Below are 12726 nucleotides of genomic sequence, written 5' to 3' on the forward strand. Positions count from 1 at the left end.
TTGAAAGTACTGAAAAAAAAACATGTTGACAAAAAAGTATCAATCCTGTTAATAAATTAACGTTAAAATACTCTGTTAGACATAAGGAAACAAACGGCAACAAGTTAATTTTATGTTTATAAAATAAATAATGTTGACATTATGACAAGTAAATCTTTAAATAAAAGAAATAGTACTAGAATTTTAGTCTGATAAAGGATGAAAAAATGGAAGAGAATAAAAAAGTTTTAATAATAAGTATTGGAACAATACTTTTTGTATTGTTGGTCATAGTCGGAAGTCTTGTCTTTTTCAAAATGCAGACAGGAAAGATGACAAGAGTTCTGGATAGTGAGGAGAGGGAAGAATACGAGAGATATTACGTTATGATTGTGAATGACAGGACCTCTGAGTTCTGGAAATCCGTTTATGAAGGAGCCAGGGAGGATGGTCAGGAAACGAATGTATATGTAGAAATGATCGGTAATAACTTATCAGAAAAATATACGAGAGAAGAGCTGATGACAATCGCGACCCATTCAAAAGTAGACGGTATTATAGTGGAAGCGGACGAAAGCGCTAAAATGACGGAATTGATCAATGATGCGGTGGCGCTTCAGATTCCGGTCATTACGGTATTGAGCGATAATACGACAGGAGAACGGCAAAGCTTTGTCGGTGTCGGAAGTTATAACATTGGGCGGGAATATGGAAAACAAGTAATAGAGCTTTGCGGCAGGAGCAGCAAAAATGTTCTTATATTGATGAGCGGAAGTTCCGACGGAACGAGCCAGAATATATTATATTCGGGCATTCAGGAGACGGTTGAGAGCGGAATGCAGATGGGGGGCGCCGCGCACCTTGCGATGAAGGTGGTCGATAATGAGAATACTTTCTCGGCTGAGGAGTCTATTCGGGATATTTTCATGAGCAGTGAAGTATTGCCGGATATCATTATTTGTCTGGACGAGCTTAGTACAGCATGTGTTTATCAAGCGGTGGTTGACTATAATAAGGTTGGAAGCATAGATATTATAGGATATTATGATGCTCCGGCTATCTTGCGGGCCATAGAGCGCAAGGTTGTTTACTCGACGATTTCTATCGACACGAGACAGATGGGAAGGCTTTGTGTGGAAGCGTTGAATGAATATTATGAGTTAGGCAATGTGAGTCAGTATTTCTCGGTGGATGTTGCGGTAATCAGCTCGAATAACATTATAAATTATATTGGGGATAACAGAAGAAATGAATGAAAAGAATAGAAAACGTATCCAGCGTATACAAGATATGTCCCTGCAGACTAAAATTGCGCTGACTTTGGTCACGAGCAGCATCATTATATTCGCTGTGAATTTATTCATGTACATCAATATTAACAGTATGGTAAACAGGCTGGACGTGGTGTATCAGGGAAATATTAAACTGAATGAATTGAATGATGCCCTGACGAATGTACAGACGAGCATGACGACCTATCTGAATACAAAATCATCGGATTCTATGGAAGACTACTATAGGAGCGAGCAGAATTACCAATCGATGATAGAGGAATTAAATGATAAGTCCAGCAATGATCCTTTACTTTTGATGGAAAGAAATATCCGCTATATGTCCGGCAACTATTTAGAACTGACGAATCAGACAGTGGAGGCTAAGAGGGGACGTAATGTCGAGAAGTATAAGGTTCGCTATGAAAGTGCCAGTGAATTATACGATTATATCAACACATATATCTATAGTTTGAATAATGAGCAATTCAAAAATAACTCTTTAACTTATGAGGCTCTGTCCATTTCCTTCAAATCATTGGAGTTAGTAAGCAATGGAATATTGATCTGTGTCGTTCTATGTAATGTTATATTAACTATCGTGTTGACGAGGACGATAACCAATCCTCTTAAGATTTTGGCGGCAGCGGCCAATGAGGTGGCGAAAGGGAATTTCGACCTGGAACTTCTGGATGTGAGGTCCGGGGATGAAGTAGGAGTCGTAACGAAGGCGTTTAACAAAATGATCGTTAACATACGTGCCTATATTGTCAGGGTAAAGACGAGTATGGAGATGGAACGTGCGATGAAGGAAAAAGAGCTGATGATGGAAGCTCATTTGAAGGACGCGCAGTTGAAATATTTACAAGCCCAGATTAATCCGCACTTCCTGTTTAATACCTTAAATGCGGGTGCGCAGCTTGCCATGATGGAACATGCGGACAGGACTTATGAATATGTGCAAAATATGGCTGGCTTTTTCAGATATAATATGAAGAATAATGAGATTGTTACTTTAGGAGAAGAAATAAGTCTGGTAGATAGTTATATTTATATTTTAAATGTACGTTTTTCCGGGGAGATTCACTTCGAAAAGAACATCGATGAGAGATTTAATAATATTCAGGTGCCGGTTATGATCCTGCAGCCCATCGTAGAAAATAGTGTAAATTACGGTATTCGTGATATCACCTGGGAAGGTAAGATAATTTTGTCCGTCTATGAGATAGAAGATAGTGTTTGTATAAGCATCAAAGATAATGGAGTGGGAATAAGCGAAGAGATGATAGATAAAATACTGGAAGGAAGGCTGCGGTCAGAAGATATATCGGGCAATTCCAATGGGATAGGCCTGGATAATGTGATCAATCGATTAAAATTACTTCTGGACAGGGAGGATGTATTTGAAATTGTATGTGAAGGTGAGAACATGGGAACAGAGGTAAGAATATACATTCCTGTTCAGGAAAGGAGATACGAGGATGTATAAGATAATGCTTGCAGATGATGAAGGAATCGTAATAGATTCTTTGAAATTCATTATAGAAAAGGAATTCGGTGATCTCTGCCTGGTAGAGTATGCGAAAACAGGGAGGAATGTTATAGAGCTGGCGGAGCACCTGCGCCCTGATATCGCAATTATGGATATTCATATGCCGGGTATCAGCGGAATAGAGGCCATGAAGGAAATAAGAAAAACGAATTCTAATGTTATTTTCATTATTATGTCCGCCTATGATAAGTTCGATTATGCTAAGGAGGCTATTAATTTAGGGGTAATGGAATATCTGACTAAGCCGATGGACAGGGAAAAGATAACGAAGGCTTTGAAGAAAGCGATGAATCAGGTGGATGATGAACGCGCGAAGAGAAGCAATGACTTAATCATAAAGGAAAAGCTGGAAACAGTCGTTCCTATTATCGAGAATGGATTAATACACAATATTTTGCTTCAGGAATATTTCAAGGAGGATGCTGAGAATTATAAAGGCTTATTAGGAATAGAAGAAAGTTATGGGTATATGATCGGTGTGGTATGTGGAGAGGAGCAAAGAGGAAATTACATGACGAACGCAGTAGGAGCCGGAATGCGTCTTCAGAATCATTATAAAGAGGTGCGGGAGCTCATTAAGGAATCCTTTCCCGGAGTTGTCGGAGGACTTATGGCGAATAAGATTCCTGTGTTGGTTCCTTATGCTGCCTCTAAGATGGATTATAATGAGAGAATTGAATTGATCGAGAAAGCCAGGGAATTGGTGAGGAAGATGAGAAAAAGAATGGATATCAGTTTCCGCATCGGAATCGGTTCTGTCAAAAGCTTTCATAATCAGCAGGAATCATATAATGAATCTTTAAATGCTTTGATAAACTCCACAGGAAGTGTTGCTCATGCGGAGGATCTTCCCCTCGTATGTGAATATGAGGCCAACTATCCGATCGATTTGGAGAAAAAACTATTTGAAGCCATTTTAAAAGGAGATGTTAACAGTACACTTTCTTATTCGTCCGTATATTTTGACTGGATGAAGGACACCTATCCGGATAGCATTATGGATATCCGTCTGAAGACGATAGAATTTGTGTTGTGGGCTGAGCATTTAGCATATGAAAATGGCGGCATGACCTATGAGTTCTGTGCAAGGACAGATTATTTGCCTAAGGTAATGGAACTGCAGGGGATGGAGAACTTGAAGGAATGGTTTGCCTCGAAGATGACGGAAGCCTGCCGTAACATAGCGACCAAAAGAGAAGAAAAGTCCAGCAGTGTAGTGGAAAAGGCCAAGGAATATATTTCTTCCCGCTATAATAAAGACATGTCCCTGGATGATGTATCCAGAGAAGTAAATATCAGCCCCTATTATTTCAGTAAGATTTTCAAAGAAGAGACGGGTACGAACTTCATTGAGTATCTAACGAATGTCAGAATAGAAAAAGCCAAGGAATTGCTGAAAGATACGGAGTATACGATGAAAGAAATATGCTCTATGGTAGGATATCAGGATCCCAACTACTTCAGCCGTTCTTTTAAGAAGAATGTAGGGGTGACACCGACAGAGTATAAGGAAGGCAGTATTTAGTTGGCATATAGCCAGCACATGGTCGAAGCTAGAAGGAGGATAGTTACGATATGGGACGAGGAAGGTATTTAGCTTTTTGTTGTATCTTTTTTATTATTTTAACAGGGTGCGGGAAAATGCAAACGGAAAGCACCGGGGACTTGGAAAGTAAGCAAAATAAGATCCAGATAGGCATGTGTTTCGATTCCTTTGTAATAGAACGCTGGCAGAGAGATAGGGATGTATTCGTATCTACGGCTAAGGAATACGGGGCGGAAGTAAATGTGCAGAATGCAAATGGAGATGTGGAAGAACAGATTCAACAAATAGAATATTTCATCGAAAAGAAAATGGATGTTATCGTAATTATCAGCATTGACGGGGACCGACTGAAGGATGTCGTTCAAAAAGCGAAGGGACAGGGAATTAAAATTATCTGCTATGACAGAATTATTAGAAATGCAGATGCCGATCTCTATATATCATTTGATAATGAGGCGGTAGGAACGATGATGGGAGAAGGGCTCGTAGAAAATGGTCTGAAGGACAATAAGGTAATTATGCTGCAAGGCCCTGTTACCGATTATAATGTGGAACTTGTAAGAAATGGCTTTATGAGAGTTATGAATAGATATAATATCGAAGTCATTGATAATATCAATGCGGATGGGTGGAAACCTGAAATTGCCGGAAATTATATATATGAGAATTCTGCTATGGTAAACAGTGCGGGAGGTATTATGTGCGGAAACGATAGTCTTGCCAGCCAGGTAGTTCATGCGCTTGCGGAGAAGCGAATGGCAGGGAAAATCGGTGTGGTAGGGCAGGATGCTGAACTGGAAGCGTGTCAGCGAATCGTAGAGGGAACACAGGTGATGACTGTATATAAGCCGGTGGAGAAGCTGGCACAGGCAGCGGCGGAATATGCAATTATACTTGCCCTCGGAAGGGAGCTGACGGATAACGATGCGGTATATACTTTGCTTCCGAGCGGAGGAGGTGTAAGAATCGTAGAGGAAAAAGCATCCTCGGACAAAAAAAGCAATATTCAAAAGATAAGCGATGGTACTTATGAGATTCCTTATGTGGTATTAGAACCTGTGAAAGTAACTCGTGATAATATAAATGAGGTGATTATTAACAGTGGATTCCATCTGAAGGAAGATGTATACCTTAATGTACCATCAGAAATGCCCAATTAGTGAATATGCAAAGAAATAATAGTAATATTTTAAGAAATATGCACACATAGCACAAAAAAATGCTAGCATCCATCCTTTTTTTCAAAACAATATATCAAAAATTTGAAGATGATTACAAGCAAATCCTACTTTTCTTATGGTATATTCAGAGTGTAGCAGCAAGGTAGCTGTCGACAAACAAATTTAAGGGAGGATTTGCGAAATGAAGAAAAAAGTAATCAGTGCATTGCTCAGTGTAGCAATGGTAGCAACGTTGCTCGTTGGATGTGGAGGCGCTAAGCCGGCAACAACAGAAGCACCGGCAGAAACAAAGACAGAAGCAGAAGCACCCGCAGAAGAAACAGCAGAGGCACCTGCTGAGGAAGCAGCAGTAGAAGCAGGCGGCTTAATCGGTGTAGCAATGCCTACAAAGGATTTACAGCGTTGGAATCAGGATGGATCCAACATGGAAGCTCAGTTGAAAGAAGCTGGATATGAAGTTGACCTTCAGTATGCAAGTAATGATATTGCTACACAGGTTTCCCAGATTGAGAACATGATTTCCAATGGATGTGAGCTTTTAGTAATCGCTTCCATCGATGGAGATTCTCTTGGAACAGTTCTTTCACAGGCTAAAGATGCAGGTATTCCTGTTATCGCATATGACCGTTTGATTATGAACTCTGATGCTGTTACTTACTATGCTACATTCGATAACTACATGGTAGGTACAAAGCAGGGTGAATATATCAGAGATACTCTTGACCTTGACAACGCAGCAGGACCTTTCAACCTTGAAATCTTCACCGGTGACCCGGGAGATAACAATGCAAGATTCTTCTATGGCGGCGCAATCGACGTTCTTCAGCCGTACATCGATGAAGGCAAATTAGTAGTACAGTCCGATATGATCGCATTTGAAAAGGTAGCTACAGCTAACTGGTCAACAGAAACAGCACAGTCCAGAATGGATGCTATTATCGCTTCTTATTATGCAGATGGAACGAAATTAGATGCAGTTCTTTGCTCTAATGACTCTACAGCACTCGGTGTAGAAAATGCACTTATTGCAGCATACACAGGCGAATGGCCGATTATCACAGGACAGGATTGTGATATTGCAAACGTTAAAAACATGATCGCTGGAAAACAGTCCATGTCTATCTTCAAAGATACCCGTACATTAGCAACACAGGTTGTTCAGATGGTAGATGCTGTTATGAAGGGCGGAGAAGCACCGGTTAACGATACAGAGAGCTATGATAACGGAACAGGAATTATTCCTTCTTACCTTTGCGAGCCTGTATTTGCAGATATCAACAACTACAAAGAATTACTAATTGATTCCGGTTACTATGCGGAAGCTGATTTGCAGTAATTAAGCTGACAAGTGTTTTATATGACTTGTGTCATAGGTGATACAACTGAATGCAGGCGGATTTCCGCCTGCATTCTTAAGTAAAATGGTTGTTCGATTAGATATTGGGAGGAACTTAAAATTGGCGAAAATATTATTGGAGATGAAGAATATCACCAAGACATTTCCTGGAGTAAAAGCACTTGATAATGTTAATCTGCAAGTGGAGGAAGGAGAAATCCACGCTCTTGTAGGCGAAAACGGTGCGGGAAAGTCTACCTTGATGAACGTACTGAGTGGTGTTTATCCTTATGGTACTTATGAAGGTGATATTATTTATGATGGCGAAGTATGTAAATTTACTAAAATTAAAGATAGTGAAGGAAAAGGAATTGTAATCATACATCAGGAACTGGCTTTAGTTCCGTATATGACAATTGGGGAAAATATGTTCTTAGGAAACGAGAGAGGACATAAATTCGCAGTAAATTGGAATGAAACATATGGACGTGCGGATGAGCTGTTGAAAGTAGTTGACTTACAGGAATCATCCAGAACGTTAATTAAGGATATAGGTGTCGGCAAGCAGCAGTTGGCAGAGATAGCCAAAGCATTGGCTAAGGATGCGAAGCTTCTTATATTGGATGAGCCGACAGCATCTTTGAATGAATCGGATTCGAAAGCGCTTCTTAACTTATTGCTTAAATTCAAAGAGCAGGGGATGACATCAATCATCATTTCTCACAAGTTGAATGAGATAGCGTATGTTGCAGATAAGATTACGGTAATAAGAGACGGTTCTACCATTGAGACCTTGGATAAGAATGTGGATGATATTACGGAGGACCGTATCATCAAAGGAATGGTTGGACGTGATCTTACGAATCGTTTCCCGAAGCGTGAGAAAAAGGAAATTGGCGACGTTATGATGTCAGTTTCAAATTGGACTGTTTACCATCCTCTCTATTCTGAAAGAAAAGTAGTTGATAATGTAAATATCAGTGTCAGAAAAGGAGAAGTGGTTGGAATTGCAGGATTGATGGGAGCCGGCCGAACGGAATTAGCGATGAGCATTTTCGGAAAAAGCTATGGTTCCAATATATCCGGAAAGATTACGCTCAATGGGCAGGAAGTCCATCTCAATTCGGTAAAAGATGCAATTGATAAAAAATTAGCTTATGTAACAGAAGACAGAAAAGGGAATGGGCTGATATTAAGTAATCCTATCAAAATTAATACTACGCTGGCAAACTTGAAAGAAATAAGCAAACGTATGGTTATTAATAAGGATAAAGAATATGCAGTGGCAGTGGAGTATAAAGACAAACTGAAAACGAAGTGCCCTACAGTAGAACAAAATGTAGGAAACTTAAGCGGCGGTAACCAGCAAAAGGTATTGCTCGCAAAATGGATGTTTGCCAATCCGGATATATTGATTCTTGACGAACCAACAAGAGGTATCGATGTAGGCGCAAAATACGAAATTTATTGTATTATCAATCAATTAGTAGCGGAAGGAAAATCCGTAATAATGATATCATCGGAGCTTCCTGAGGTTCTTGGAATGTGCGACCGTATCTACGTTATGAATGAAGGCAAGATGGTCGGAGAACTTTCATCGGAAGAAGCGTCACAGGAACTTATTATGTCACACATATTGAAAGTTAGTAATAAAGGAGCGTAAATTATGGATAGAGTAAGATTAATGGAAGGCGTTAAAAAATATACGATGATTATTGTTCTCGTTCTTGTAACAGCCTTCTTCGCTTGGGGAACCGGAGGGAAAATTCTGCTTCCTCAGAATGTCAGTAACTTAATTTCTCAGAATGCATATGTATTTGTGCTGGCAACAGGTATGTTGTTATGTATTTTGACCGGAGGAAATATTGACCTTTCCGTAGGTTCGGTAGTATGCTTTGTCGGTGCGATCGGAGCTGTTTTAATGGAAAATAAGGGGATGAACCCCTACGCGGCTATCGTTGCTATGGTTATTGTCGGCCTGTTAATCGGTGCATGGCAAGGCTTTTGGATTGCCTTTGTGCGTATACCTCCCTTTATTACTACGCTGGCAGGTATGCTCGTATTCCGAGGTCTTTCCAACGTAGTGTTACAGGGTATGACAGTATCGCTTACATCGGAAGAATTCATCAAGTTATTCGGTGGCGGTGCGAATTGCTATGTTCCTGATATCTTCCACGTGGAAGGCTTCAATGTATTGTGTATGTTGACAGGTATTATCGTATGTGTAATCTATGTTTCTGTTCAGCTTAAGAATAGAATCGTAAGAGTGAAAAAGGGCTATGGAGTAGAAAGCATAACTTCCACACTTGTTAAAATGGTGTTAATCTGTGCGGTAGTTCTGGCATTCTTCTTCCGACTTTCTCAGTATAGAGGTATCCCTACAGCTCTTATCTGGGTAATGATCGTAGTACTTATCTATGGTTATATTACATCGAATACTACTGTAGGACGTTATTTCTATGCGGTAGGAGGTAATGAGAAAGCGACAAAACTTTCCGGTATCAATACAAATAAAGTATATTTTCTTGCATATATAAATATGGGATTTTTAGCAGCCTTGGCCGGAATGCTTACGATTGCACGTATGACATCGGCTCAGCCTACCTATGGAACGAACTATGAATTAGATGCGATCGGTTCTTGCTTTATCGGTGGAGCATCTGCATATGGTGGAACAGGAACTGTCCCCGGGGTTATCGTCGGCGCCGTTTTAATGGGTGTAATTAACCTGGGAATGAGTATTATGGGTGTTGACCAGAATATTCAGAAAGTAGTAAAGGGCTTGGTTCTCTTGGCAGCAGTTATCTTTGATGTTGTATCTAAAAGGGGTGGAAAATTAATTGCCAATAATTAATTTTTGCTAATATCTAATCAGGAGAGGTTCCGGCGTATTTTGGTACGTTGGAACTTTCTCTGCTTACTGCTAATCCTTGTAAAAGCGTTATCGAAAGGTTGTTATAATTGTGATAAGTATGGAATTTGGAAGGAAGTTACGAACCAGTATGTAAGAAGGGATAAAAAGCGATGAAAACAATGAAGAAAAATAAGAAAAAAACAAATGGATATATACCTGTGAAACGGGCAAGTGAGAAAAACAAGATAGGAACCAAAATATATATTCAAATATTATTGTTGGCAATTGTAGCCAGCTCTGTTATTTGGTTCATGGTCATGTCGCTGGAAAAGATAAGCGATGCAAACAGAAAGATTATGGAAGAACAGGTAGCGGAAGTCGAGAAGATTTCTGAGATATCCAGAGACTTTTCTTATATTAACGGACAGGTACTGATGCATGTCTTAACGGTTAGAGAGGGAGATATGGAGAAGATAGGGGAGAATATCTTCGCAAGGATTGATGCCCTCGACAAGAAGACAGAAAGCTTCGATATCCTTCTGGAAGAAGATGGTATCAGAAGAGAAGATTTTGATAAGTTTATCGCGGATTATACAAGATATAAGAAAACAGTGACGAGCTTGTTAAATACGAGCATGGTGAATAAACAGCAGGCAAATGTATCTGCGACCTCCAATTTATCCATGTTTGAGTCGAATATTGAAGCATATATCGATTCCATTATCTCATTTACCAATGAAGAAATGGATAGAGAGCAGGAATCGATTAACTCCACATTGGCAACGGTACCGTATATCGCTTTTGGGTCATTTGTCTTTTTCGTAGTCATTATTGGTATAAATATCATAGTGATAAGTCTGACCGTGGTGAGACCGATTAAAAAATCCACAAGGCAGATCAATACGATCGTAGATGAGATAAAAGCTGAGCGTGGAGATCTGACAGTGAGAGTGGAGAGCAAATCGAAGGATGAAATAGGAAAGCTTTCATCAGGGATTAATGATTTCCTTTCTCTCGTACAGAGTATTATCTCAGGTATGATCCGATGCTGTAAGGAACTGGGGAAACAAGGAAAAATAGTGGAAGAAAGTATAGGAAATGCTAATATTAGAACGGAAAATATATCGGCCACCATGCAGGAGCTTGCAGCGGGCATGGAGGAAGTCGCGGCTACTATTACTATGCTGAATGAAGATACCTTGAATATGGAACATACAGTGATTCAGATGACAGACAAAGCATCAGAAGGAAGCAGTTATGCAAAGGATGTTAAGCTAAAAGCTCAGGAAGTGGAACGTAAAGCGATAAGCAGTAAGGAAGAAGCTATTCAAGTTATCGCCTCTATAGATGCATCTGTCAACAAGTCGGTAGAAGATAGTAAGCAAATCTATAAAATATCGGAATTGACAGAAGAAATCTTAGGAATTGCCAGCAAGACGAATCTACTTGCATTAAATGCATCTATTGAAGCCGCTCGTGCGGGAGAAGCGGGAAGAGGGTTCGCCGTAGTAGCGGATGAGATAAGGATATTGGCTGATAACTCCAGAAGTACTGCTAATTATATTCAGGAAATAAGCAGCGAAGTTATCGGAAATGTGGAAAACTTAGCAAAGGATACGGAGAGTGTCCTGTCCTTCATACATAAAAATGTAATGGGAGACTACGAGGTATTAGAAGCTACCGGAAAAGAATACTTTGAATCGGCGGAAGAAATGGACAACATTATGGAGGATTTCAAAGATTGTATGGCTAAGCTGCTTTATCTTGTAAAAGAAATTAATAAAGCAAGTCATGGAATCAATGATACGGTAGGAAGCAGTACGAGTGAGATTACAAGCGTAGCGGGAGATACTTCCGATTTATCAGAGAATATGGGACAGGTTGTAAATGCGTTACGAATGGTAAATGAAATAGTACGTGAACTGCAGGAAAGTGTAAAGTATTTTGTAAAGTATTAGCGGGTAGAAGAGGGATTCATTTGCATTTATGTGAAGGTATAAGTATAATGGAAGTAGACACAGCCGTCAAAGCATTGGAATATATCGCAAGGAGAGCATGCGGAGGGACTACTTATGAGAAGTGAAAAAGAAATGATGGATCTCATAATTGGAACGGCTCAGAGGGATGAACGTATCCGGGGAGTTTACATGAACGGCTCAAGAACAAATCGGAATGCACCCAGGGATATTTTTCAAGACTATGATATTGTGTATGTGGTAAGGGAAACCGCGTCGTTTATTAAAGATGAGAAATGGATCGATATATTCGGGAAGCGGCTTTATATGCAGATGCCTGAGAAAATGGACATGCTCTTGGGACATGCACATGATATCGATAATTGCTATGGCTATTTAATGCAGTTTGAGGATGGCAATAGAATTGATCTTCATGTACAGACATTGGAATATAGTATTGCGGATATGAAAAGTGATAAGCTGTGTATTATCTTTCTCGATAAGGATAAGGCATTTCCTTCGATTCCTGAAGCCTCTGATGAAGACCATTGGGTGAGGCGTCCGTCGATGGTAGAATATGCATGTTGCTGCAATGAATTCTGGTGGATGCTCAATAGTATGGGAAAGGGATTGTGGCGGGAGGAAATATCTTATGCTATGGATACGATGAATTTCTATGTCAGGCCGCAGTTAATGAAGATGCTTTCCTGGTATATTGGTATTTATACTGACTTTTCCTGCAGTATTGGGAAATCAGGGAAGTATTTACATAAGTATTTGTCCAAGGAGAGAATGGAGAGGATTTCTCGTACGTATCCTTCCGGAAGTGTAGAAGCTATCTGGCAGTCCTTATTTGAAATGTGTGATTTCTTCGATGAAATAGCAAAAGAGGTAGGCGGAGGGTTGAATTATACTTATGATGAAAAGGAAGCTCATAATAGCAGGTTATTTCTCGACTGTACTTATGCACTTCCGGAGGATGCGGTGGATTTCCCCGCAATAAGTTATAAGGGAGAAGCGGCTTCGAAAGAAGCCGCCGGAAGATGAGGAGA

General features: G+C 39.9%; 9 protein-coding genes. All 9 read left to right on the forward strand.

Annotated features, from left to right (window positions below; all coding sequences use genetic code 11):
* Positions 1-206: 206 nt before the first annotated feature.
* The 9 genes from RBB56_RS10570 (at position 207) to RBB56_RS10610 (ending at position 12721) form a co-directional block, all read left to right on the forward strand.
* The gene (locus tag RBB56_RS10570) at positions 207-1235 is read left to right on the forward strand and encodes a substrate-binding domain-containing protein (protein ID WP_306718901.1); all 1029 of its coding nucleotides are present in this window, start codon (positions 207-209) and stop codon (positions 1233-1235) included.
* Positions 1228-2739, forward strand: coding sequence for a sensor histidine kinase (locus RBB56_RS10575; protein WP_306718903.1), 1512 nt, complete (start codon positions 1228-1230; stop codon positions 2737-2739). Before RBB56_RS10570 ends, RBB56_RS10575 begins: the two co-directional genes overlap by 8 nt.
* Positions 2732-4327, forward strand: coding sequence for a response regulator transcription factor (locus RBB56_RS10580; protein ID WP_306718905.1), 1596 nt, complete (start codon positions 2732-2734; stop codon positions 4325-4327). The genes RBB56_RS10575 and RBB56_RS10580 overlap by 8 nt, the downstream gene beginning before the upstream one ends.
* Before the next feature lie 50 nt (positions 4328-4377).
* Entirely contained in the window at positions 4378-5508 is a 1131-nt protein-coding gene (locus tag RBB56_RS10585; RefSeq protein WP_306718906.1) for a sugar ABC transporter substrate-binding protein, read from the forward strand.
* A 202-nt stretch (positions 5509-5710) separates the two neighbouring features.
* A complete protein-coding gene (gene chvE / locus RBB56_RS10590) occupies positions 5711-6865 on the forward strand; it encodes a multiple monosaccharide ABC transporter substrate-binding protein (RefSeq protein ID WP_306718908.1) in 1155 nt (384 codons plus the stop codon).
* Positions 6866-6986: 121 nt separating this feature from the next.
* Positions 6987-8528: a multiple monosaccharide ABC transporter ATP-binding protein gene (mmsA, locus tag RBB56_RS10595; protein WP_306718909.1), complete on the forward strand. Its 1542-nt coding sequence runs from the start codon at positions 6987-6989 to the stop codon at positions 8526-8528.
* A gap of 3 nt (positions 8529-8531) precedes the next feature.
* The gene (gene mmsB, locus RBB56_RS10600) at positions 8532-9719 is read left to right on the forward strand and encodes a multiple monosaccharide ABC transporter permease (RefSeq protein ID WP_306718911.1); all 1188 of its coding nucleotides are present in this window, start codon (positions 8532-8534) and stop codon (positions 9717-9719) included.
* Positions 9720-9889: 170 nt separating this feature from the next.
* Positions 9890-11677: a methyl-accepting chemotaxis protein gene (locus tag RBB56_RS10605; protein WP_306718912.1), complete on the forward strand. Its 1788-nt coding sequence runs from the start codon at positions 9890-9892 to the stop codon at positions 11675-11677.
* Positions 11678-11791: 114 nt separating this feature from the next.
* Positions 11792-12721, forward strand: coding sequence for an aminoglycoside 6-adenylyltransferase (locus tag RBB56_RS10610; protein ID WP_306718913.1), 930 nt, complete (start codon positions 11792-11794; stop codon positions 12719-12721).
* Positions 12722-12726 lie beyond the last annotated feature (5 nt).

The organism is Kineothrix sp. MB12-C1 (assembly GCF_030863805.1).
Lineage (GTDB): Bacteria > Bacillota > Clostridia > Lachnospirales > Lachnospiraceae > Kineothrix.